The following is a 23,348-nucleotide window of genomic DNA, read 5'->3' on the forward strand; positions in this document are numbered from 1 at the left end:
GTTCTTTTTTAATTAAATTAATTTTATTCAGATTTGAAATCTTTCATCGCTCTGCCCGGTGGCAAGAAAATATTTAAACCTAATCTAAAATCGATCGCAGAAGTAGTTCCTCTATTTCCAAAACCTAAATTCCCGTTCAGTTTCACGGAAGCGTCTAAGCCGATATCAGAGGTAAGAAAATAAGTATATCCAGGACCAATTCCTAAGTCTAAACCGTTTGCCGAAGCTCCGCCATCTGAAATCGTAGTTCCACCTATTCCCGCATTGCCTTCCACGAAGAATCTGCCGTGTCTCACTAAACTATCCATTCCTTCTTCTCCTGAAGAAAAATAATACCTGGACAGCGCTCCTACTCCATAAGTAAACGTGGTCGGCGACGATTTTGCTCCGGAAAATCCTAATCTAACGTATGGGCCGACCGCCCAATTATCTTTTACAAAAAAAGCAACTTGCGGCGTCACCTGAAAATTGTAACCCGCTCCCTTATTGAGTCCGAAATTAGCGGCGGCCACTTCACCACCCACCATCCAATTGCCTTTTTGTAACTGCGCATCAGCAGGGTTTCCTAAAAAAGCAAAAATCCCTGCAATTAAAAATTTTTTCATAATAATTTTTTTTATGATTCGAATTTCCTTTAATAAAAATTACGCTTACCTGAGTTAAGCTGCAAGAATCGAGCCTTGTATGATCATTCAAGTTGCTATTTTCGATGCTGTTTCAATAAACCAATGGAATGTTTTTATCATGAAAGAACAGTTTTTTCCAGGCATTGGAATTTATAATTGCGCATTTACTGCATTAAAAAGTAATATTGACCTTAGTTAAAGCCAATTTAATTTTATTCAATAAAAATTTTATGGCGGTTAATTTGACCCTATTTTTAGAGGTTTCCATGATGAGTTCATTAATGGAAATAATCTATTTTTTAGGTACAAACTGTGTTTTGGAAATCCGCTGTTTCATCAGGACAGAGGGGCGGAAGTTGACCGAGGGTTTACCAATCGTTTTTTCGGAGACCAGTTCCGGAGATTCCACCGCGGTGGATTTGGCCCTGATCCTGAAAGTGCCGAGAAATTCAATGTTCACGACATTTCCCTCCTGCAGGTGTTTTGCGATCTGCGCGGCCATGCCTACCATCACCCCGTAGCAGTCCACCGGGTTCAGGGTGCTGCTCTCGGACAGGGCCTCAGCAATTTCGTGGAGGTTCACTTCCCGGTTTTTCACCAGGGTGGCACAATACAGTTCCTTCATTTCCGGTCCGGAAGGAACCGTCTTCTTGGTGGTAATAAATTTTGCAGGCATATCAGTTTGTTTTTTAAAACCTAAAACTAAGAAACACCGCGGTCTTTTCCAAATTTCACCGCGGTGATTTATTATTTTCACCGCGGTGATTTTTCCAAAGGTTACTGTAAAAAATAAAGAGTATAATAAGAGCCTGTTTAAATTTTATTCAATAAAAATTTTATGGCGGATAATTTGGCCCAACTTCAGTTTTCTTCTCATCACTTCTCATTACAACATTGATCAGGTAGCCAAAAAAAAAGCCACTCAACAGAGCGGCTGGTATTAAAGTTAAAAGAAATTACTGGCCAAAAGAGTAAGCATATCCTAAATTAACAGCACCTGCGGTATTTCCGGATTTAGAAACCGCCAAATATCCTACATACACTTCACTTGGCCCGAAATGATAAGCCGCTTTCGGTTGATAATAAAATCCACCTGTACTGTCTCCATTTGAAAAGAGAAAACCATAGCCAAGATCAATACCTACACTGAACTGTGGTGAAAATTTGTATTCTGCTGCTGCCGCAACTGGAATCATACTTACGGTATCATAACCACTTTTCCCTATCCAGGCGGAATATCCTGTGGCAAGTCCCAAATTGAACTCGGCTGCAACGGGCCATAGGTAAGCTGCATCTGCTCCGATTAATACACTACTCGAAGAACTGGAATCACCAACAGGTAACCCGATATGAGCACCTAATTTAAAATTTCCTGCCGTCTGAGCATTCACTGCTCCAAAAAGTGCAATAGCACCTACTAACAATACTTTTTTCATGGTTTTTAATTTTATTTTGTTTAGTAAATGTAAAACTATTTTTTAAAAATAACAAAGTATTAACAAATATTTTATACCGTAAACACTATTCTGATTAAAATAATTTAATCTCAAAAAAACACAATCTCTGTATTCTAAAGGAATTTTTATTGTATTTAAACAGGCATTTCAGTTTTTTCTATCCGTAGTTTATTTTTTACTCTTGCAAAATTTTCACGATAAGAGCTCACAACAGTTTTATTGAGATGTTCCCTGATTTTACTTTTTGGATAAAGTAAGTAAAAAAGAGATTTATTTGGAAAAACCGGTCCTACTCTTCCCGCTGCCTTATTTCCTCTTTTACGTAAGCATTGATGATTTTACGAACGACCGGGTGTCTTACCACATCTTCGTCCGTAAGGTGCACGAAGCCAATTTCACCTACATCTTTCAGGATTCGCATGGCCTCCTTCAGACCGGATTTTTGCCGCATTGGTAAGTCAATCTGCGTTGGATCACCCGTGATTATGAATTTAGCATTCATGCCCATTCTGGTAAGAAACATCTTCATCTGGGAATGGGTCGTGTTCTGAGCCTCGTCCAGAATAACGAACGCTTCATCCAGAGTCCGCCCTCTCATAAAAGCGAGCGGCGCCACTTCAATGACATTTTTTTCGATCAAACCCTCCAGCTTTTCATGAGGAATCATATCGCGAAGGGCATCATAAAGTGGCTGTAAATAAGGATCTAATTTTTCTTTTAAATCGCCGGGCAGAAAACCCAGACTTTCACCGGCTTCTACGGCTGGTCTGGTCAAAATTATCCTCTTCACTTCTTTATCCCGCAAAGCCCGTACGGCCAGCGCAACGCTTGTGTACGTTTTTCCTGTTCCGGCCGGACCGATTGCAAATACCATATCTTTCGTCTGAGAGGCTCTTACCAATTTTTTCAGATTGGTGGTTTTTGCTTTTATAATTTTACCGTTCACTCCTTTTACAATAATATCCTGGTCGAAAACAATTTGCTTTTCGGCTTCATCTTTCAAACTCAAAAGGCTTTCAAAATCCTGTAAGGTAATTGAATGGTATTTCGAAATAAAACCCACTACATCATCCAACTTCGTCTTCAGCACATCGAGTGCATCCCGAGTTCCCAGAGCGGAGATCGACTGATCTCTTCCGGTAATTTTCAAGGTTGGAAATTTTGATTTTAATAAATTAAAATATTGGTTATTGACTCCATAAAAAGTTTTGGCATCGATGCCTTCAATCTCGTATTTCAGTTCAAACATTGATTGGTAGTTTTAATTTTTATTTTTATTAAAAGTATTATTTTTTATTCAAATATCGGGCTAACTTTTCCACAAAGAGGCGTATAATATTTTTTTTAGACTAAATTTGTGCTTTCCTAAAAATAAACATGTCAGTTATAACCTTCACTTCAGATTACGGATTGGTCGATCACAGAGTTGCTTCTGTGAAAGGCACTATTTTGAATTTAAAGGAAGATGTCACTATTGTCGATATTACCCATCAGATACAGGCATACAATCTGTTGCAAACCGCGTATATCGTGAGAAATGCCTATTCTTATTTTCCAAAAGGTACGGTACACATTATCTCGGTAGACAGTTTCTACACCAAAGAAAGAAAATGCATTCTTTATAAAGCAGATGATCATTATTTCATCGCTGCGGATAATGGAGTTTTGAGTTTGATTTTCTATGACATCAATCCCGAAGCGGTATATGAGATCACCTTTAATAACCGTTTTGATGATGAAGTCTCATTTACCTCAACCGATATCTTTGCGCCGGTTGCGGTGCATCTTCAAAATGGCGGTTTGCCGGAAGTTATTGGGCGACCTTATAAAAATCCGAAACAACTTTCCTTTCCGCGCGCGGTTTTTATCGAAAGTGAAAAAATGCTGATTGGCGAAATTATGTATATCGATAATTTCGGAAATGTGGTCTCGAATATTACCAAAAAATTCTTTGAGAAAAGCGGAATCGGTTATGAAAACTTTATTTTAAAGTTTAGAAATTTAGCACTGTCCAGAATACATAATCAATACACAGATCTGGTGCACGACTGGACGAAGGAGCAGGAATTTCACGGGAAAGCGGCTGCGGTATTTAACGACGCCGGCTTACTGGAATTGACCATCTATAAAGGAAATGGCGAAAGCGGTGCCAGAACGCTTTTCGGTTTGCAGGTCGGCGAAAGCATCTTTATCGAATATCAATAAACCCAAAAAAAATCGGTATTTCCTTCAGACGCAGAAAATTTACCATTTTAGAAGCGGTTAAATCCGAATTTCCAATTTATTAGATAATTCCTTTATCTTTGTCTCTAAATTTTTCAGATGCTTTATACCATTATCAAAGCTGTTCACATCATTTTTATGGTCAGTTATTTTGCAGGGATTTTTTATCTCGCCCGCATTTTTGTCTATTATAAAGACACCGATGAGTTTGAGGAAAATAAAAAACAGGTTCTTCGTGAACAATATGTTTTTATGGCGCGCAGATTATGGAATATCATTACCGTTCCGGCCGGAATTATTATGCTGGTCACGGGTTTAACAATGATTTTCCTCAACTTTGGTTTAATGAAAACTCCCTGGTTTCATCTGAAACTGACTTTCTTAGTCGGTCTTGCGGTTTATCATTACTGGTGCTGGAAAAAAGTTTTACAAATCAAAAATCTTCACGGCAATATTCTTCCTATTGAAAATATTAAACTTCGGCAGGCGAATGAAATTGCTACTTTTATATTATTTTTAGTGGTCTTTACCGTAATTTTAAAATCAATGGTCATCGAATACTGGTGGCAATTAATTGTCGGATTTATCGTTCTGGTACTTTTGATTATGACGACGGTGAAGTTGGTGAATAAGAAGAATAAGTAATGGTGAATGGTGAATTTTTTAAGCCTCGAACCTCGTATCACGCAACTCAACCTCAAACTTAGCAATAAACTCAACGTATTACATGATTGCAATATTTAAAAAAGAATTTTGGACTTATTTCGGAAACTGGAGCGCCTGGTTAATTATTGGGGCTTTCAGTTTAATCGGGTCGCTTTTCTTATTTTTCTTTGATAATGATTCCAATATTTTCGAGATTGGGTCGGCGACTTTGCAGAGTTATTTCGTGCTGGTCCCCTGGCTTTTAATGTTCATCATTCCGGCAATTTCAATGAAGACGCTGGCAGAAGAACAGCAATCCGGAACGCTGAACTGGCTTTTTTCACAACCCATAAAAACATCCGATATCATCATTGGTAAATTTCTATCGGTTTGGTTGGTCGGCATTTTATGTTTGCTTCCTTCGCTCGTTTATTTATATACCGTTTATGTTTTAGGCGTTCCGGAAGGGAATATCGATTTAGGAGCCACTTTCGGAAGTTATTTTGGTTTAATCATTTTAATTGCCGCTTTTTCCGCAGTGGGAATCTTAGCTTCATCGCTCTCGCAAAACCAAATTATGGCTTACCTGCTCGGCGTTTTCCTGTCCTTCTTTTTGTATTTCGGAATTGAACAGTTGGCCAGTTATAAATTATTGGGTGGCGCTGATTATTTCCTTTCCAATATTGGCTTTTATCAACATTTTCTGGCCTTTACCAGAGGATTGATCGATACAAGAGATCTATTTTATTTCCTTCTGGTGATTGGGATTTGTCTGTTTCTCGCTAAAATTTTTGTAGAAAAGAAAAAGTAATTACCGTATTTACCGCTTTTAAAAATGAACAAAAAAAACCTTCTCTACAGTATAATTGCTCTGTTTTTATTAATGGGAACTTTCGGAATTTTTTCGAAACGTTTCGATTTAACTCAGGAGAAAAGATACACGCTTTCTGCTTCTACAGTTAAAGTTTTGAAGTCTGTGACCAAACCTTTGACCTTTGAGGTCTATCTGGCGGGTGATTTTCCGGCGAGTTTCCGTCAGTTACAGAACGAAACAAAATTCATTCTGGAAGAATTCCGAAAAGTGAATCCAAAAATAGATTACCGGTTCATCGATCCCATTAAGACCAAAATGTCGAAAGATACTTTGGCAGCCATGGGAATGCAACCTTCCATTTTACCGGATATGAAGGAAGGCAGGATTTCGGAAATTGTCATGTTTCCCTATGCGGTCCTTAAATATGATTCGCACGGAACGTCAATTCCGTTAATCGTGAATTTAACCGGAATTGATGCTTCTGAACAGTTGAGTAAATCGATCGAAAACCTGGAATATAATTTTGTTTCGAATATTAAAAACATCACTCAGGATCATAAAAAAAATATTGGTATTCTCATCAATCAGGATGAACTCCGTCCCGAAGAATTCCGCGGGTTTATGGAGATGGCTTTGGAAAATTATAACGCCGGACCGATTATTCCAAAAAATCAAATGGAATTGACTTACGCTGATGTACCACAACTTCAGCACATGGATGCTTTGGTCATCGCAAAACCGAGAAAAGCTTTTACCGAAAATGAAAAGGTCATTCTGGATCAATACATCATGAACGGTGGAAAAACCCTCTGGATGATCGATGCCGTGAATGCTGAAATGGACACGCTTTTTCACGCCAAAAAAATCATGGCTTATCCGATGGATGTGAACTTAACCGATTTCTTTTTTAATTATGGGATCCGATTAAATGCTGGCTTGGTAAAGGATATGAAAAAATATGCGCTCATTAGAATCGTCTCGGGTGAAGTTGCCGGAAATCCACAATACAGCAGTTTTCTGTGGCCTTATTTTCCTTTAGGAATTGCTGAGAATAAAAATCCGGTTACCAAAAATATCAATCCTGTAAAATTTGAATTTCCGACTTCCATTGATACTTTAGGACGCAAAAATATTAAGACAAAAGTTTTATTTGAATCCAGTGAAAGAACGAATATCAAACAGGTTCCCAATTACGTGGCGCTTGCAGAAATCGTCCGTACCGATTCCCTGAGCGAAGCCGATAAACCTACACAGCCAAAAATATTCGCAGTCAGTTTGGAAGGCAAATTCAGTTCCGCTTATGCCACCAGAAGTGAGCGAACCATCTACCCGAATTTCAAGGCACAAAGTCCGGAAAATAAAATGATTATTATCGCTGACGGTGATGTGGGAAGAAATCAAATCTACAAAGGAAAACCGCTCCCACTCGGTGAAGATTTGCTCACCAAACAATCGTATGGCAATGAACAGTTTCTGAGAAATGCCCTCGATTTCCTTTTAGACGATTCTAATTTAATGGAATTAAGAAACCGAAATATCGAAGCAAGATTACTCGACCGACAAAGAATCGACGGAGAAAAAACCGATTGGCAATGGATTAATTTATTGCTTCCTTTAGCAATTATCGGATTGTTGGCCGGATTCTTTTACTGGTGGCGAAAAAGAAAATTTGATTAAATAAAAATCTTCAAGAATGAATTTTAAAGGTTTTTTGCTTAAATAATACTGCGGATTTTACAGATTTCACCGACTTTAACAATGTCTTAAAACCAAGAATTCATTTAAAAATTCGTGTATTCGTGGCACCCCTAAATATCTTTAATAAAAGTTTCGATAAATAAAAACCTTCAAGAATAGATCTTAAAGGTTTTTTGGTAAAATATACCACGGATTTTACAGATTGCACCGTCTTTAACAATGTCTTAAAACCAAGAATTCATTTAAAAATTAGTGTATTCGTGGCAATTCATTTAAAATTCGTGAATTCGTGGCACCCTAAATATCTTTGATAAAATCCTCATATTCATAAAACACCCGTTCAAACCCATCCATTTTTTCTACAAAAAACTTGAAAATCTCCTGCCAGGTATTTTTATTATAAATCGAAACATTTTCTTTGGTGATCCAAAACCTGGAAATCACTTTTCCGTTTTCTAAAGTATAAAATTCGTCTTTGTGAATGGAACCTAATTCCTCTTCCAAAATAGATTCCAGCGACCACATCTTCTCGAAATAAGCATTGCGAAAGAGTTCATCGTTTATTTCTATATCCAGTGAAACTTCGGCTTTCTTTGGATCAGCATTAAATTTAAAGGCAAAATCTTTAATCTTGGTATTATACAAAATCCACTTTCGGGGAAAACTTTTCCCAAACGCGATCCAGAATTCTTTTCTAACTTGTTGTGCTTCTTGCTTGCTAAACATTCAATAAAATTAATCAGCTGCTAACTTAATCAAAATATCATATTTTAACTAATCCAGGTACATTAAATGTTTGAATAAAAGCCACACCCGAAAATGAGGCACAAAAAAACTTTGCAAAGAAGCTTAGATCAATCACCGTCGGACAAAGCGTACAGGAACTGAAAAAAGAATATGGAATATGATCTGATTATAAAGCCAGAAGCCGGGAATGATATTAAAAAAGCACTTGAGTGGTATAAAGAAGAAGGCGAGAAATTACCGAAAAAATTACTTGATAAAATCAATGAAAGTTTAGAGAAAATACAGGAAAACCCGGAATGAAAAAAGCGGGCTAAAGCCAACCCGCTATATTCTTATTTTATTTTGGTCAATGCAATGCTGTCGGTTTTAAATAATTGATTTTCATAGCATCAAATCACTCCCAAATCCTTTCCTACTTTTTCAAAAGCGGCAATCGCTTTATCTAAGTGTTCTCTGGTATGGGAAGCAGAAAGTTGCACACGGATTCTCGCTTTTCCTTTGGGTACTACAGGATAGAAAAATCCGATGACATAAATTCCTTCATCCATTAATTTTTCTGCCATTTTTTGGGCTAATGGGGCGTCGTACAACATTACCGGAACAATCGCTGCATCGCCATCAGGAATATCGAAACCTTTGGCTTTCATTTCTTTCCTGAAATATTCGGCATTCTCCATCACTTGATCTCTCAAAGTAGTATCGTCGGAAATCATATCCAAAACTTTGATGGCTGCACCCACGATTCCCGGAGCCAAAGAATTCGAAAACAAATAAGGTCTTGAACGCTGTCTCAACATATCGATGATTTCTTTTTTTCCGGAAGTAAATCCACCAAGCGCGCCGCCTAAAGCTTTTCCTAAAGTTGAAGTGATGATATCTACTCTTCCCATGACTTCATTGGCTTCGTGCGTTCCACGGCCGGTTTTACCGATGAATCCGGTGGCGTGAGAATCATCAACCATTACCAAAGCATCGTATTTATCGGCCAAATCACATACTCCTTTCAAATCGGCAACAATTCCGTCCATTGAGAAAACGCCATCGGTTACGATGATTTTGAAACGGTGATTCTTTTCGGAAGCAGCTTTTAACTGCTCTTCCAAATCTGCCATATTGTTATTCTTGTAACGGTATCTTGCTGCTTTGCAAAGTCGCACGCCATCGATAATTGAAGCGTGATTCAGTTCATCAGAAATAATGGCATCCTGATCAGAAAATAAGGGCTCGAAAACGCCGCCGTTGGCATCAAAACACGCCGCATATAAAATGGTATCTTCCAATCCCAGAAACGCTGAAATCTTCGCTTCCAATTCTTTATGAATATCCTGAGTTCCACAGATGAAACGCACCGAAGACATTCCGTAACCGTGACTTTCAATCATATCCTGGGAAGCTTTCATCACTCCGGGATGATTAGACAATCCCAAATAGTTATTGGCACAGAAATTCAAAAGTGTCTTCCCGTTGGCTTCAATCACCGCTGATTGTTGTGAAGTAATGATTCTTTCGGTCTTAAACAAACCGTCATTTTTAATATTTTGAAGTTCGTCCTGTAAATTTTCCAGATAATTTTTAGAAATCATATTTAATTATTTTGAAATGCTAAAATACAAAAAAAAGCACTGTTTCAAGTGCTTTTATCAATTTGTTATTACATCCATATTGTAAAGACAACCCGATTATTCTTTAATAAACTTTAAAGTTTTATTGGCCATATTCAAAATATAAACGCCTTTCGGAAGGGCGTTTACACCAATTGAAGTTTTTGAAGTAAGTGTTCCTGATTTCACCAATTTCCCATCGAGGCTGAAAATTTCATACGATTCATCTTTGGTAATTCCAGCTACAGAAAGTCGGTCTTTCACCGGATTTGGATAAATTCTGATTTCATTTTTGGCCGTATCATTTACGGAAAGAATCGAAGTATCTTTTGTTACTGTTGAACCTTTGGTAATAATTTGATTTTCATAATTAAATTGCACTGAAGCTACATTGAAAGTAAGCGCTTCTGCAAAACTTTGATTATTTAAATTGTTATTTAAAACCAAATAAGCAATTTCCCCACCAGTTCCGGTCACTTTAGTCGGCAAAGGCATTTCAAAGAAACTCACGGACGAATGACTTTGCGTTTGGCCCACTTTAAAACGGATGACTTTATCCGGCGTCTGATTCCATTTTATTTGATAGGACGGATATCCCTGGCCGTAAATCCAGTCGTTGAAAAATTCGGAAAAATCCCTGCCTGTTGACTGAAGCACCGCATTTTTTAGATCTTCAGTTCTTGCATAATTATAAGCAAGATTGGGTTGGGAATGATATTCTTTTAAAGCTTTATAAAAAGCGGCATCGCCTAGAATCCACTTCATCATTCTTAAAACATATCCTCCTTTTGAATAACTTAACCGGCTGTCAAAAACAGAATTGGTGCTTCCTAAATTACCATCAGCAACATACACGCTTCCGCCCGGCGAGCTGGTAATACTGTTCATTTCATTCGCCAGATAATTCATGAACTGGATATTGGTCATTAATAATTTTTCGTTGGCAAGGTGCTCACCATAGGTTGCAAACCCTTCGTTGAGCCAAATGTCGTTCCAGGCGCCGCAGGTTACTTTATCACCAAACCACTGATGGGCCAGTTCGTGAGCGATAATTCCTTTGCCCCAGGATCCCATGGATGACATGGTAGAATGCTCCATACCTCCACCCCAGCCGAATTCCATGTGGCCATATTTTTCATTTCTGTACGGATAAGCGCCAAAATATTCTTCGAAAATATTCATGATATCTTTCGTCCAGTTAATATTGGACATGATGCCACTGTTATTTGCCGTAGAAGGATATACGTAATTCACAAAGGGAAAAGGCGGCGTTCCCATCGTGTCATTAATCTTTGTATAATTGGTAATTCCCAAAGCAATTAAGTAGGCAGGAATCGGATAATTGGTTTGCCAAAAAGTTAATTTTTTATTCCCTGGTAAGATTGTTTCGGAAAACAATTTACCGTTTGAAGCGACATTGTATTGCGCCGGAGTGGTAATCCTGATATCGACTTTCTCTATTTTATCATTCATGCTTTGCTTGGTAGGAAACCATTCCTGCGCACCGTAAGGTTCAGAAAGTGTAAAAAGAACCGGGGTTCCGCTTTGTGTGGAAACCGTAAAAGCATCTCCTGCACTTCCCGCAGTACTGGGAACGCCGGAATACTTAATCGACAGCGAATCCAAAGTAACCGACACGAGGCTGGCCGGAAAATCAATTTTCAGTTCTTTGGTTGGCAGTTGGGCAAAAGTAAGATTGGCGCCATGGTATTTTACTTCGGAAACCGTCAGCGCATTTGAAAAATCAAAATAAATCGCGGAAATATTTTGATTCGGAACAAAATGACTCGTTACTGTTCCGCTCACAAAACGTTGTCCCGGATCCAGGTCCAAATCCAGTCTTTGATATTTCAAATCATAATTCAAAGTGTTTGGGTTCACATTGTAATTAATCATTTTCGAATAGCGCTGCGTTTCATTTCGGATCATGCTTTTTCTTTCTGCCTCTTCGTTCTGCGCAAACAGGTGCCCGAAACATAATATTAACGCAATTATATAAAATTGTTTCATTGATTAAATTATTTACTGATAAAGGTAAAAAAAACCTTTCAATTATATTGAAAGGCTGTTATTTTAATTAAATAAACAATCAGAGATTTAAAGTGGGCTCCAGGATTTGTTCCATTTTGGTTTTCACTTGATCTACAGAACCGGCATAATTGTTAATGAGCAAAGAGAAAACTAATGTTTTACCGGAATTTGTTTTCATATATCCGGCTAAGGTTTTTACTTTATTTAATGTGCCTGTTTTGGCAAAAACCTGCCCGTTTCCGGTAGTATTAAACATTCTTTTTAATGTCCCGGTTTGTCCGCCTACTGGCAAGGTTTCATGAAAGGTTTTGTAATATTTTTCGTTCATCAAATTCGCTAAAAACTTTACCTGAGAAATTGGAGTCACCACATTTGCTCTTGAAAGTCCGCTTCCATCGAAGTAATTTAAACCGTCAGTTTCGAAACCGACTGATTTTAAATGATTATTTACCACTATTCTTCCCGCTTCCAAAGTTTGGTCACCCAGTTTCTGAAAACCAACCATTCTCAAGGTTGCTTCTGCCAGAGCATTATCACTGTGCTGATTGGTGTACATGATGATTTCTGCTAAACTTGGTGATTGATATGTCGTGATTACTTCCCGTTTCTCAGGATTTGGATCTGTACTTTTTGTCACCACTTTTCCCACCACAGGCAAACCACTTTTCAGCATGGCTGCACGCAGGCTGTTCGCCAGATAGGCAGGAGCATCCGGTAATTTGGTCGTCAGATAGCCACCATCAAATTTATCGGCATACACCATTTGACCAATATACGGCGAGATGTAATAATAGTTTTTATTTTCTGAAAAAGGATTCGATTTTTTGGCAATCAACTTTTCATTTTGAGGATTGATTTCGCGCGTCGTTCCTACGGGTAAATAATAATTTCCGTTTTCAAGCCAAACAATATTTTCCGGTAATGACTGGGATTTATTTAATTTAAAAACACCGGTCTGAATGATAATATCGCCATTGATTTTCTTAATTCCTTTTTCTTTGGCAGCGGAAATAAATTCAGAAATAATCTGACTATAGGAACCAGCGCCCGCTTTATTGGTTCCCAGCGAAGGATCGCCGCTTCCTACGATGTACAAATTCCCTTTAAGAACCCCGTCTTCGATTTCACCGGAATATTCTAGCTGAGTGATCCACTTGAAGTTTTCACCCAAAAGATTCATCGCCGTTTCTGTGGTCAACAACTTCGTAGTAGAAGCCGGAATCAGAGAAGCGTTCTCATTATAAGAACTGATGATTTTCTTTGTTTTCGGATCATATACTACAAAACCCCAGTTTGCGTTTCGCAAAACAGGATCGTTCATCATGGAATTCAGCTTGATATCTACGAGTTCTTTTGCGCTGAGAAGTTTTTCAGCGGACTCTTTAGAACTATTCGAATTTTGACTGTCGTAAGATTGAGGATAATTGGTAGAAGCGAAGGTTCCCTGCCCAAATGCAAATGCAGAAACTGCGATTGCAGAAGAAACCAGAATTTTTTTGATGTTAATCATTTAATTTTATTATTTGATTATCTATGAATGCTTTTGCATGAAAGAATACGATTCTGCCGCAAAACATTTCTTTAACGCTCAAAAGTATAAAATATTGTTGAAGCACAGTGATTTAACGGTGCTAAAAAGGTGGTAACTACTGTTAAACTTTGTTAAAAGTCAACAAAAATCACCTTTTTTATAGAATGGTAAGCGGTAATCTCATCAAACTCCGCCAAACTTTTGCCGACCAGATCTTTATACTCTGCATATTTTTTACCGCGCGGCAATTTGAGTAAAAGTTGGTACTGATACATTAAATTCAGTTTACCGATCGGTGATTTTTCAGGACCGAGAATGCATTCTTCCGGTAAATATTTCCTGAGAATTGATCCTAAAAACTGGGAAGCACGATTGACCTTATCTTCACGGCGGTGCTTCAATTCAATCATAATTAATTTAACGAACGGCGGATACAGAAACTTCTTGCGCTCCGTCAACAAATGTTTATAAATGTTGGGCGAATCGTGCTCTTTTAATAACTGAAAAATAGAATGTTGCGGATTATAGGTTTGAATTAAAACCTTGCCGTTTCCTGAAAGCCGGCCTGCACGGCCTGAAACCTGCGTGATCAGCTGAAACGCTCTCTCTTCTGCCCGAAAATCCTGTACATATAATAAGGAGTCTGCTTTTGGGATTGCGACCAGTTCTATATTCTCAAAATCCAACCCTTTGGAAATCATCTGCGTACCGACAACAATATCCGTTTCGCCTTCTTCTATTTTTTCGTATAATTTCTCGTAAGCAAATTTTTTGCGCATGGAATCCACATCCATCCGATCGACTTCTGCGTCGGGAAAAAGTCTCGAAACTTCTTCGTGAATCTGTTCTACCCCAACTCCTCTTACATTCAATTTCTCAGAATGACATTTCGGACAGGCTTTTGGTTTTGCCGCTTTTTGCCCGCAATAATGACATTTCATTTCATTTGAAAATTTATGATAGGTCATCACGACATCACAATTTGAGCAGTAATTAACGTAGCCACAGGTCTCACATTCGACCACATTGGCGTAACCACGACGGTTATGGAGAATCATGGTTTGTTTTTTATGATCGAGTTCTTTTCTTATTTCATCAATTAAATGAAGAGAAAAACTACCGACTAATTTTTTAGTATCCTGCGCTTCTTTAAAATTAATCAGTTCGAATTCCGGAATTTTCACATTTCCAAAACGTTCGCCTAAATAAACATATTTCAGTTTTTCTTTTTTCGCGGCGTAATACGATTCTACAGAGGGCGTCGCAGAACCTAATATTACATTGGCCTTGTAAAATTTCGCTAAAACCTGAGCAGCATCTTTTGCATTAAAAAACGGAGAAATTTCCCGTGGTTTATAACTCGAATCATGCTCTTCATCAACCACAATTAATCCTAAATTCTGATAAGGCAAAAACAGAGCATTCCTTGTACCGATAAGGATTTTAATATCATTATTTTTAATTCTGCGCCATACTTCAACCTTTTCGAAATCGGTCAGTTTCTGATGGTAATATCCCAACTGCCTGCCGTATTTCTTCTCTAAACGCTGAACAATCTGTTTGGTCAGAGAAATCTCGGGAAGCAGAAATAAAACGTTTTTCCCGTCATCCACCGTTTCTTCTATTTTCTCCAGATAAACGTGGGTTTTCCCGGAAGAAGTAACGCCGTGTAGCAAAACATTTTTTCCCTGTTCGAAGGCATCATCAATTTCAGATTTTGCCTGAAGCTGAATATCACTCAGTTTTTCTAAATCTTCGGTTTCGCCTTCATAACTTTGCAGCCGGTCTTTCTGGAGGTAATATTCCTGAACTAAATCTTTTTCAAGCAACGATTTTAACTGGGCATGGGCAAAATACCCGTCGTCAAAAACTTCCGATTTTTTAATCGCCTTTTCCGGATGTTCTGTCTGCTTTTCTAGAATCAGTAGAAATAACTCCTGCTGCTTGGGCGATCGTTTCAGCGACAAAAGGATTTCAGGTAAATGGGAATTTTTTACGGTTTCTTCATTGATCTTTAAATAGGCTACTTCTTTGGCTTTGTACTTTTCGGCTATTTTTTCATCAATTTCAACGTATTGTAAATCGATTAAAGAATTAATGGTTTTCACGATTTCCCTTTTCGGAATGAAGGCTTCGATTTCCGTCACATTAATGAGCTGCCGAACTTCTAAGGCCTGAATAAGATACATTTCATTCACATCTAAATTCTCGAAATCAACGGTGACATTCGGTTTTAATTTCAGATATGTTTCACTTTCCAATTTTAAAGAACCCGGAAATGAAAAACGGTAAATTTCACCAAGATTACAAAGATAATAACCTGATAGCCAATCCCAAAACTGAACCTGCTCCTTTGGCAAAATCGGGAAATCGTCTAAAATATTGATAATTTCTTTCGGTACAAAATTTTCTGGCTCCTGGTCATGGAGATCAAAAACAATTCCCGTATAAATTTTTTTTCCGCGAAAAGAGACCAGAACCCGCATTCCAATCTGAATGGAAGATAAAAGCTCATCGGGAACTTTGTAGGTAAAAGTTCCTTTTAAATTTAAGGGAAGAATAACTTGGGCGAAAGTTGATGTGATGATTTTGGTGATGTGTTGATTTGGTGATGTGATGATTTTCTACAATTCAATGTACAAATTTAGAAATAAATTTCGGCTAAAACCAATGGACTTTATTTAATAAAAAAGGACCGGAATAGGTTCCGATCCTTTTATTGGTAGCGTTGGTGCGGATTCCAAAGTTTCTTTTCCGTCAAATTGGAATAAATCTGATGCTGGAATATCAGCCTTTTCTACGGAAATCTGAATTTATTTTCCGTTCCTTCTGTCTAATTCTTTTTGAATCAAACCTAATTCTCTACCTGTTTGTCCGGCTACAGAAGTATTTTCCTGCGCTCTTCTGGTCAGATAAGGAACCACATCTTTTACGGGACCATACGGAAGATATTTGCAAACGTTATATTTTTCTGCGCCTAAATAATAAGTAATATTGTCACTCATTCCGTACAACTGCCCAAAATAAATCTGTGGATGATCGTGAGGCAAGCCCATCGCTTTCATTTTATCCATCACGAGTTCTGTTGATTTCTCGTTATGGGTTCCAAAAAAGGCAGAAACTTTATTCAGATTATTTAAAACAAAATCAACCGCTGCATTATAATTATCGTCAGAAGCCTGTTTGGTCGGCTGAATTGGATCAGGATATTTCATGGTTGCGGCACGTTCTCTTTCTTTTTCCATATAAGCGCCACGCACGAATTTGTAGCCCAGGAAATAGTTTTTCCCTTTGGCTCTTTCTAAATCTTTCGCCATATATTCCAATCTGCCGGTTCGGTACATTTGAATGGTATTCCAGACAATGGCTTTTTCTTTATTGAATTTTTCCATCATTTCATTCACCAAAGCGTCGGTAGCGTCCTGCATCCAGGTTTCTTCGGCATCGATCATCAATATTACATTTCTGTCAAAAGCCATTTGACAGACTTCTTCATATCTTTTGACGACTCTCGCCCACTCTTCTTTTTGTGAAGTCGTTAGTTCCACATTTTTACCAACTTCTTCGTAAATTTCAATCCGCCCAAAACCTGTTGGTTTAAAAACCACAAACGGAATCGCTGGATTTCCTTCGGCAAATTTGATGTTTTGCTTGATTTCGGTACACGTACCATCAAAAACTTTTTCTTCTTCTTTTCCTTCAATGGCATAATCAAAAATACTTCCCACATGATGCTTAAACATCTGCTTCACTACTTTCATACTTTCTTCGTGGGTTTCGCCACCACAAAATTGCTCGAACAAGGTCTGTTTCACAATGTCTGTTACGAAAGGAAAATTGTTCCTGACTGTAAAATTCAGCGCAGAAATTCCAAAATTCGTAATTACCGGTTGTTCAATGGCCTTGAACATCCAATACGCTTTTTTCAGCTGAGAATCTGTTTTGTCTGCAAAGGCAATTTGGGTATTGTTGAAAATGCTCATAATAGTTTTTAAATTAGAGCAAATTTAATAATACTCAATGGATTGATAAAACTAAATTAAAGTTTAATTTTGTGATAAATTTCAGCATCAATGATTTCAATTTTAGACCACGATTTCTCACAACTCAACGATTTTCTCACTACCTTAGAACCTACTCAACTTTTAATTTTAGTGGATGAAAATACCCACGAATATTGTCTCCCAATACTTTTAGGAAATTTAGAAACCGAAATCCCTTTTGAAATCATCGAAATCGAAGCGGGTGAAGAACTGAAAACGCTAGAAACGGCAGCGCAACTTTGGGAAATTTTGACCGAATTTGAAACCGATCGCAAAGCTTTAATGATCAATTTGGGTGGCGGCGTGATTACAGATATGGGCGGATTTATCGCTTCAACTTATAAAAGAGGAATTCCTTTTATCAATATTCCAACGACCCTTTTAGGAATGTGCGATGCTTCGATTGGTGGAAAAACCGGAATTGACCATCAGTTTCTGAAAAACATTATCGGAACTTTTGCACACCCGGAACATATTTTTGTCTTTCCTGAATTCTTGAATACCCTACCTTTTGAGGAACTGAGAAGCGGTTTTGCCGAAATGCTGAAACATGGTTTGATTGCAGATCAAAATCATTGGAACGATTTAATTTCCATTAAAGATTTAACGTCAGAAAATATATTTCCTTTCATTGAAAGATCGATGACGATTAAGCAGAATGTGGTTGAACAGGATTTTACAGAACAAAACATCCGGAAAACATTAAACTTCGGCCATACCATTGGTCATGCGATTGAAAGCTTATTTCTCTTAAAAGGAAAAGCCATCATGCATGGTGAGGCCGTGGCAATGGGCATGATCTGCGAAACGAGAATTTCAAAACTTCAGGGTTTAATTTCAGAGGAAACCGAAACTCAGATCATTTCTGCGATCCGGAAATACTTTCCTCATTTGGATATCACTGAATTTTCATTGGAAGAAATAGTAAATTTAATGAGAAATGACAAAAAGAATTCTTTCGGAAATATTAATTTTTCTTTAATTAAAAGAATTGGAAATGCAACTTTTGATTGTTCCATTCCTAATGAAAACATAAAAAAGGCGTTAATTTATTATCAAAAATTAGAATAAATCCTAAATTTTACTAAATAATATCCCTAATCTCAATGAGATTGAGGATATTTTATTTAAAATCCAAATACCTAATAAACAAACACTTACAATAAATACTATTTAAACCATCGTTTAATTTACAGGAATCCATTCTGATTTTGGCACACCATTTGAAAGTACTGACACGTAAAACAAAATTAAAAATGTAATGATAATCAGGATTTACTTATTTTAGAAATTAAAACATTTAATTTTTTAAACAAATAAAATTCTGTTATTAAAAACGTAAAATTAATCAGAAAAATTTAACATTATGAAAAAGTTAGTATTAGGTGCAGCAATTGCAATAAGTTCATTGACATTCGCACAACAGTTCGGGATCAAAGGTGGGATGAATGTATCCTCCGTTTCATCAGATGCAAGTCTACAAGACAATGGAAGTAAAATTGGTTTTAACGCGGGAGTATTTATGAACGCTCCGTTAGCGACTAATTTCAGTATTCAACCTGAGCTTATTTATACTCAGTATGGAGATAAATACAGCCAAAGCGGACAGACAGTACGAGAAGGAGCAAGTTTGCTTACTAATCAAACTGTGTCCAGTGCGAGACATTTAGATTACGTTGCTTTGCCTGTTATGTTTCAGTATAATGCTACACCAGGATTTTATTTAGAAGCTGGTCCAGAATTCGGTTTGATGGTTAGTGCAAAAAACAAGCAAAAGAACGAAACAAGCGGAAATACTATAGCTGAGTCCGGAAATTACAAGGATAGTATCAACGGATTTAATGTAGGCTTGGGTATTGGTGCCGGTTATTACTTTACTCCTAACGTTGGTTTAACAGCGAGATATGTTGCTGGTCTTACGGATTTTAACAAAGACAACAACGTTAAAGAAAGAAACAACGCGTTCCAAGTAGGTTTGGCTTACAAATTCTAAAAACAGACTTCATACATATTAATAAGAAAGGTTGGGAAATAATTCCCAACCTTTTTTTTTTATTCATCTTTAAAATCTGGATTTGGCCCTACCTGAACAGGATATTTTTCGGTGAAGCAACCAAAACAATGATCAGAACTGCCCAGGATTTCTTTGAGATGATCCATGCTCAGAAATTCCAGGGAATCAACTCCTAAATATTTCCGCAATTCTTCTACACTCATATTGGCCGAAATCAAATCGTCTTTTGTTGGCGTATCGATTCCTAAATAGCACGGTGCAATAATCGGAGGCGAAACACTGCGGAAGTGAATTTCCCTTACACCGGCATCTTTCAGAATTTTCACCAACCGCTTGGAAGTCGTGCCGCGAACAATTGAATCATCGATGATGACGACTCTTTTTCCTTTAATTTCAGAAATAATAGGATTAAGTTTCAGATTGACAATCCGCTCGCGCATTTCCTGAGTCGGAACGATAAAACTTCTGCCGATGTATCTGTTCTTAATCAAAACCGGACGGAACGGAATACCGGAAGCGATTGAAAAACCAATGGCCGCAGGAACTCCCGAATCCGGAACACCGATGACGATATCTGCTTCTACAGGTGCCTGCTCCCAAATTTTTTTCCCTGATTTTTCCCTGATTTCATGAACATTAAGTCCTTCCATGATGGAATCCGGTCTGGCAAAATAAATATATTCGAAAGCGCAGGTTCTTTTTTCACAGTTTTCTCTAACCATAAAACTTTGTAAACCGGTTTCATTTTCATTGGTATAAATAATTTCTCCAGGCAAAATATCCCTAACATATTGCGCACCGACCGCATCTAAAGCTACCGATTCGGAAGCGACAACATACGTTTTCTCATCAATTGCTCCTAAAACCAACGGGCGGATCCCGTGAAAATCACGGAATGCAAAGAATTTATTTCTGGTCATTCCGACGACCGAATACGCTCCTTCAATTTTCTCCATTGTGGTTTTGATGGCAGCACGCAGGCCTAAATCCAGGTGTTTCTGAATTAATCTCAGAATAACTTCAGAGTCTGATGTGGCTCTGAATACGACTCCTTCTGCTTCCAATTCTTTTTTTAACTCTGCAGCATTGGTTAAATTTCCGTTGTGTGCAATCGAAAGAATGATTTGATCATATTCGTTCTTGGCAAAAAATGGCTGGAAATTATATTTCTTCTTGTCGCCAGCCGTCGTATACCGCGTATGTCCGATGGCAGAATTCCCCATGAAGGTTTCCGGTTCCCGTATTTCTTTAAATACATCTAAAACCAGCCCTTCATCTTTAATATTGAAAATTCTTCCGCTTTTCATCACCGAAATACCGCACGCTTCCTGACCACGATGCTGCAAAGCAAAAAGACCAAACTGCGAAAGCGAAAAGGTATCGACATTATTGTCGGAATACAGTCCGAAAATACCGCATTCCTCAGCAGGTGCGTCAAACGGCTCATCTGTTTTGAGCAGATTTCTGCCGTACGTATTTTCCTTAAACTGATTAAAATAATCCTCTCTGTATTGTTGTAAATCTTTCATTTTTATCCTCACTCCAGCCCACTCCGAAGAAGAGAAAGCTGGATTTATTAATAAAACACGAGTTCGTGTTTCAATGATTTTTATTTGTTTAATACTTTTTTTAATCTTTCATAGATCTCCACATACGCTTCGGTTACTTCTCCCAGATCGCGTCTGAAACGGTCTTTGTCGAGTTTCTTCATCGTATCTTTGTCCCAAAGTCGGCAGGTGTCGGGCGAGATTTCGTCGGCCAAAATTATTTTGCCATGGGAATCTTTACCCAGTTCGATTTTGAAATCTACCAGTATGATGTTCATCTGATCAAAAAGTTCAATCAGAATATCATTAATATCTGAAGAAAGTTCATACATCTCATCCAGTTCATCGTAAGTCGCGGCGCCTAGAAAAACAGCGTGATGATCGTTTATTAAAGGATCTCCAAGATCATCTCTTTTATAGCAGATATCGAAAATGGTCACTGGGGATTTAATTCCTTCTTCCACGCCTAATCTCTGCGCCATACTTCCGGCAGAGTAATTGCGAACCACCATTTCCAATGGAATGATGTGTACTTTTTTTACGAGTTGTTCTCTCTCGTCTAATTTTTTAATAAAGTGAGTTGGAATTCCTTTATGGTTTAAATAGTCGAAAATCAACGTGGTAATTGCGTTGTTCATTTCACCTTTTAAATCCACACTCCCTTTTTTCTGTGCATTGAAAGCGGTAGCATCATCTTTGAAACGGACAATCACCTCGTTCGGATGATCGGTTTCGAAAACCTGCTTTGCCTTTCCTTCATAAAGCATTGCTCCTTTTGTCATTTTTACTTTTTTATTTGATTTATTTTTTACTTTTTAGTCTTGAATAAAAACCCTTCTTTTATTACCGCAAAAGCCACAAAAGAGATATTTGAAAAAAAATTACAAAAGATTGCAAAATGTTAAACTTATATTTTGCCCGCTTTTGAACAACTTATAACCCTTGAAATCTTTTGTTTCTTTTGCGGTTAAAAACCTCCTAATTAACATACTTCTTATTTTAAATTTTTATTAAAACTCCTGTAAGAACTGCGATGCCAAAACTCAGCAAAGTTCCTATTAATACATACTCTGTGAGTTTTCTCTGTTTTGCTTCTGCCAAATCACTGAACCTGAAAACCGACTTTGCAGCAATCATAAAACCTACACCTTCCCAATGATTGACCAAAATGAAAACGAAGACCAAAAGCCTTTCAAGAATACCAATATACTTTCCGGCATTGACCAGAGATTCTGTTTGTAATTTGCTGTGCTCTATGGTAACCGGCGTCCAGATTGAAATGACCGTTTTAATTAATATGGAAGATGGAACCGTCAGAAAAACTAAGGCGGTCAGTAATTTTAAAGTTTCGTGGTTAAAGAAATCTTCCCATCTGAAATAGGGAAAATAAAAAATCGACAGTATTCCGATGACTGAAAGATGCGCAACCTGATCGATAAAAAACCAGGTTCTTTTGGTCTTCTCACTTTGAAACTGCAGTTTTGCCCAATCGATCAAAAAATGGGTAACGCCGATCATTACGGCAATCCACCAAAGATTTAAATCCCATAAAAAAATCAGAGCGAGAACCACATGCAACAAAACATGAATATACAAATAAATGCTTCCGCCCTTTTTTTTCTCTTTATCAGCCACCCAGAAATTAGGCTGAAGAATAAAATCTCCTAATAAATGGGCCAATATGAGAGGAATAAAAATCATTTATAATTCTGCTATTTTTTTTCTGAAGAATTGATCGGTTTCCTGTAACAATTCGAAATTAGCTCTTTTAAGCCTTTGACTTACTGATGATTGCGTGATATTTAATTCTTTTGCGAGCTCTTCCTGAGTCAACTCTGAATTCCGGAGAAGCTGATGAATAATCTCCGCAGTTGCTGCAGTCCAGCTGTCAAAATCGAGAGAAGCCCATTTGAAAAGAATATTTAAATCGCGGTTTACTTTGTCATTTTCGGTTTGTATCGACAGTGTTTTTCCCTGAGATTTTATTTCAGTGAGTAATCTTCCTGAATTCACATAAGCCGAACCGTTTGATTCTGTAATTTTTTCAGACCGAAATACCTCGTTTCCGATACCGATTGCCAGACGTACATCTAAATTTTCAAAAGTTCTGATAAGCGATTTCAGCAGTACCGCCTTGCGAAACACTTCATCAACGCTGCATTTTAACTGAAATTCATCACCTCGGTATATTTCCCAGTTCTCAGGCGCCACTGACCATGATTCCAACAACTCCTTCAATTTTGGGAGCCATAACTCAGAATCGGACTTTTGAGAATTAATAATATCACCGGTAATAATTGCAATCATGATTCAAATATAAGCATTATTCCTTATAAATTCAAATTATAAGGCAAACACCTTATAATGTTTT

At 37.6% G+C, this 23,348-nt stretch carries 21 protein-coding genes; 7 read left to right on the forward strand and 14 right to left on the reverse strand.

The window, feature by feature from the left end; translation table 11 throughout:
- Positions 1-23: 23 nt before the first annotated feature.
- From QGN23_RS04920 to QGN23_RS04935, 4 genes are all read right to left on the reverse strand, one after another.
- The gene (locus QGN23_RS04920) at positions 24-605 is read right to left on the reverse strand and encodes a hypothetical protein (RefSeq protein WP_282905893.1); all 582 of its coding nucleotides are present in this window, start codon (positions 603-605) and stop codon (positions 24-26) included.
- 313 nt (positions 606-918) lie between these two features.
- Positions 919-1,302, reverse strand: a complete 384-nt coding sequence (locus QGN23_RS04925; RefSeq protein WP_282905894.1) for an HU family DNA-binding protein — start codon at positions 1,300-1,302, stop codon at positions 919-921.
- 280 nt (positions 1,303-1,582) lie between these two features.
- Positions 1,583-2,062 (reverse strand): hypothetical protein, encoded by a 480-nt coding sequence (locus QGN23_RS04930; RefSeq protein WP_282905895.1) that lies wholly within the window; start codon positions 2,060-2,062, stop codon positions 1,583-1,585.
- Positions 2,063-2,372: 310 nt separating this feature from the next.
- Positions 2,373-3,332, reverse strand: coding sequence for a PhoH family protein (locus QGN23_RS04935; RefSeq protein WP_282905896.1), 960 nt, complete (start codon positions 3,330-3,332; stop codon positions 2,373-2,375).
- Positions 3,333-3,460: 128 nt separating this feature from the next.
- Here QGN23_RS04935 and QGN23_RS04940 point away from each other — a divergent pair, with 128 nt between their 5' ends.
- The 4 genes from QGN23_RS04940 (at position 3,461) to gldG (ending at position 7,442) form a co-directional block, all read left to right on the forward strand.
- A complete protein-coding gene (locus QGN23_RS04940; protein WP_282905897.1) occupies positions 3,461-4,288 on the forward strand; it encodes an SAM hydrolase/SAM-dependent halogenase family protein in 828 nt (275 codons plus the stop codon).
- A gap of 117 nt (positions 4,289-4,405) precedes the next feature.
- A complete protein-coding gene (locus tag QGN23_RS04945) occupies positions 4,406-4,951 on the forward strand; it encodes a CopD family protein (protein WP_282905898.1) in 546 nt (181 codons plus the stop codon).
- A gap of 82 nt (positions 4,952-5,033) precedes the next feature.
- Positions 5,034-5,762, forward strand: a complete 729-nt coding sequence (locus QGN23_RS04950; RefSeq protein WP_282905899.1) for an ABC transporter permease subunit — start codon at positions 5,034-5,036, stop codon at positions 5,760-5,762.
- 24 nt (positions 5,763-5,786) lie between these two features.
- Entirely contained in the window at positions 5,787-7,442 is a 1,656-nt protein-coding gene (gene gldG, locus QGN23_RS04955) for a gliding motility-associated ABC transporter substrate-binding protein GldG (protein ID WP_282905900.1), read from the forward strand.
- Positions 7,443-7,760: 318 nt separating this feature from the next.
- Here the strand turns inward: gldG and QGN23_RS04960 are convergent, their stop codons facing one another.
- Positions 7,761-8,189: a DUF4268 domain-containing protein gene (locus tag QGN23_RS04960; protein ID WP_282905901.1), complete on the reverse strand. Its 429-nt coding sequence runs from the start codon at positions 8,187-8,189 to the stop codon at positions 7,761-7,763.
- A gap of 171 nt (positions 8,190-8,360) precedes the next feature.
- Between QGN23_RS04960 and QGN23_RS04965 the strand changes: the two genes are divergently transcribed.
- Positions 8,361-8,510 carry a type II toxin-antitoxin system RelE/ParE family toxin gene (locus QGN23_RS04965; RefSeq protein ID WP_282905902.1) on the forward strand — a complete coding sequence of 50 codons (150 nt, stop codon included), beginning with the start codon at positions 8,361-8,363 and terminating at the stop codon, positions 8,508-8,510.
- An 89-nt stretch (positions 8,511-8,599) separates the two neighbouring features.
- Here the strand turns inward: QGN23_RS04965 and kbl are convergent, their stop codons facing one another.
- The 5 genes from kbl to QGN23_RS04990 form a co-directional block, all read right to left on the reverse strand.
- Positions 8,600-9,793, reverse strand: a complete 1,194-nt coding sequence (gene kbl, locus QGN23_RS04970) for a glycine C-acetyltransferase (RefSeq protein WP_282905903.1) — start codon at positions 9,791-9,793, stop codon at positions 8,600-8,602.
- A 96-nt stretch (positions 9,794-9,889) separates the two neighbouring features.
- Positions 9,890-11,821: a M1 family aminopeptidase gene (locus QGN23_RS04975; protein WP_282905904.1), complete on the reverse strand. Its 1,932-nt coding sequence runs from the start codon at positions 11,819-11,821 to the stop codon at positions 9,890-9,892.
- 79 nt (positions 11,822-11,900) lie between these two features.
- Positions 11,901-13,352, reverse strand: coding sequence for a D-alanyl-D-alanine carboxypeptidase/D-alanyl-D-alanine endopeptidase (gene dacB, locus QGN23_RS04980; protein ID WP_282905905.1), 1,452 nt, complete (start codon positions 13,350-13,352; stop codon positions 11,901-11,903).
- 152 nt (positions 13,353-13,504) lie between these two features.
- Positions 13,505-15,958 carry a replication restart helicase PriA gene (priA, locus tag QGN23_RS04985; protein WP_282906366.1) on the reverse strand — a complete coding sequence of 818 codons (2,454 nt, stop codon included), beginning with the start codon at positions 15,956-15,958 and terminating at the stop codon, positions 13,505-13,507.
- A gap of 228 nt (positions 15,959-16,186) precedes the next feature.
- On the reverse strand, positions 16,187-17,356 hold the full coding sequence (locus QGN23_RS04990) for a proline dehydrogenase family protein (protein ID WP_282905906.1): 1,170 nt from the start codon (positions 17,354-17,356) through the stop codon (positions 16,187-16,189).
- A gap of 90 nt (positions 17,357-17,446) precedes the next feature.
- On the opposite strand from QGN23_RS04990, the gene aroB reads away from it, so the two are divergent.
- The gene (gene aroB / locus QGN23_RS04995; RefSeq protein WP_282905907.1) at positions 17,447-18,487 is read left to right on the forward strand and encodes a 3-dehydroquinate synthase; all 1,041 of its coding nucleotides are present in this window, start codon (positions 17,447-17,449) and stop codon (positions 18,485-18,487) included.
- Positions 18,488-18,782: 295 nt separating this feature from the next.
- Complete coding sequence (locus QGN23_RS05000) at positions 18,783-19,409, forward strand: porin family protein (protein ID WP_282905908.1); 627 nt, start codon at positions 18,783-18,785, stop codon at positions 19,407-19,409.
- Positions 19,410-19,468: 59 nt separating this feature from the next.
- Here QGN23_RS05000 and purF read toward each other — a convergent pair whose 3' ends face one another.
- From purF to QGN23_RS05020, 4 genes are all read right to left on the reverse strand, one after another.
- Complete coding sequence (gene purF, locus QGN23_RS05005) at positions 19,469-20,959, reverse strand: amidophosphoribosyltransferase (RefSeq protein ID WP_282905909.1); 1,491 nt, start codon at positions 20,957-20,959, stop codon at positions 19,469-19,471.
- An 80-nt stretch (positions 20,960-21,039) separates the two neighbouring features.
- On the reverse strand, positions 21,040-21,759 hold the full coding sequence (gene purC, locus QGN23_RS05010; RefSeq protein ID WP_282905910.1) for a phosphoribosylaminoimidazolesuccinocarboxamide synthase: 720 nt from the start codon (positions 21,757-21,759) through the stop codon (positions 21,040-21,042).
- 217 nt (positions 21,760-21,976) lie between these two features.
- Complete coding sequence (locus QGN23_RS05015; RefSeq protein WP_282905911.1) at positions 21,977-22,678, reverse strand: DUF3307 domain-containing protein; 702 nt, start codon at positions 22,676-22,678, stop codon at positions 21,977-21,979.
- Positions 22,679-23,284: a SatD family protein gene (locus QGN23_RS05020; RefSeq protein WP_282905912.1), complete on the reverse strand. Its 606-nt coding sequence runs from the start codon at positions 23,282-23,284 to the stop codon at positions 22,679-22,681.
- Positions 23,285-23,348 lie beyond the last annotated feature (64 nt).

It is taken from the genome of Chryseobacterium gotjawalense (assembly GCF_030012525.1).
Lineage (GTDB): Bacteria > Bacteroidota > Bacteroidia > Flavobacteriales > Weeksellaceae > Kaistella > Kaistella gotjawalense.

What these genes read in the sequence shown, in the direction of transcription:
- QGN23_RS04920 (WP_282905893.1), bottom strand. Translation starts at nt 605, where the DNA reads ATGAAAAAATTTTTAATTGCAGGGATTTTTGCTTTTTTAGGAAACCCT.
- QGN23_RS04925 (WP_282905894.1), bottom strand. Translation starts at nt 1,302, where the DNA reads ATGCCTGCAAAATTTATTACCACCAAGAAGACGGTTCCTTCCGGACCG.
- QGN23_RS04930 (WP_282905895.1), bottom strand. Translation starts at nt 2,062, where the DNA reads ATGAAAAAAGTATTGTTAGTAGGTGCTATTGCACTTTTTGGAGCAGTG.
- QGN23_RS04935 (WP_282905896.1), bottom strand. Translation starts at nt 3,332, where the DNA reads ATGTTTGAACTGAAATACGAGATTGAAGGCATCGATGCCAAAACTTTT.
- QGN23_RS04940 (WP_282905897.1), top strand. Translation starts at nt 3,461, where the DNA reads ATGTCAGTTATAACCTTCACTTCAGATTACGGATTGGTCGATCACAGA.
- QGN23_RS04945 (WP_282905898.1), top strand. Translation starts at nt 4,406, where the DNA reads ATGCTTTATACCATTATCAAAGCTGTTCACATCATTTTTATGGTCAGT.
- QGN23_RS04950 (WP_282905899.1), top strand. Translation starts at nt 5,034, where the DNA reads ATGATTGCAATATTTAAAAAAGAATTTTGGACTTATTTCGGAAACTGG.
- gldG (WP_282905900.1), top strand. Translation starts at nt 5,787, where the DNA reads ATGAACAAAAAAAACCTTCTCTACAGTATAATTGCTCTGTTTTTATTA.
- QGN23_RS04960 (WP_282905901.1), bottom strand. Translation starts at nt 8,189, where the DNA reads ATGTTTAGCAAGCAAGAAGCACAACAAGTTAGAAAAGAATTCTGGATC.
- QGN23_RS04965 (WP_282905902.1), top strand. Translation starts at nt 8,361, where the DNA reads ATGGAATATGATCTGATTATAAAGCCAGAAGCCGGGAATGATATTAAA.
- kbl (WP_282905903.1), bottom strand. Translation starts at nt 9,793, where the DNA reads ATGATTTCTAAAAATTATCTGGAAAATTTACAGGACGAACTTCAAAAT.
- QGN23_RS04975 (WP_282905904.1), bottom strand. Translation starts at nt 11,821, where the DNA reads ATGAAACAATTTTATATAATTGCGTTAATATTATGTTTCGGGCACCTG.
- dacB (WP_282905905.1), bottom strand. Translation starts at nt 13,352, where the DNA reads ATGATTAACATCAAAAAAATTCTGGTTTCTTCTGCAATCGCAGTTTCT.
- QGN23_RS04990 (WP_282905906.1), bottom strand. Translation starts at nt 17,356, where the DNA reads ATGAGCATTTTCAACAATACCCAAATTGCCTTTGCAGACAAAACAGAT.
- aroB (WP_282905907.1), top strand. Translation starts at nt 17,447, where the DNA reads ATGATTTCAATTTTAGACCACGATTTCTCACAACTCAACGATTTTCTC.
- QGN23_RS05000 (WP_282905908.1), top strand. Translation starts at nt 18,783, where the DNA reads ATGAAAAAGTTAGTATTAGGTGCAGCAATTGCAATAAGTTCATTGACA.
- purF (WP_282905909.1), bottom strand. Translation starts at nt 20,959, where the DNA reads ATGAAAGATTTACAACAATACAGAGAGGATTATTTTAATCAGTTTAAG.
- purC (WP_282905910.1), bottom strand. Translation starts at nt 21,759, where the DNA reads ATGACAAAAGGAGCAATGCTTTATGAAGGAAAGGCAAAGCAGGTTTTC.
- QGN23_RS05015 (WP_282905911.1), bottom strand. Translation starts at nt 22,678, where the DNA reads ATGATTTTTATTCCTCTCATATTGGCCCATTTATTAGGAGATTTTATT.
- QGN23_RS05020 (WP_282905912.1), bottom strand. Translation starts at nt 23,284, where the DNA reads ATGATTGCAATTATTACCGGTGATATTATTAATTCTCAAAAGTCCGAT.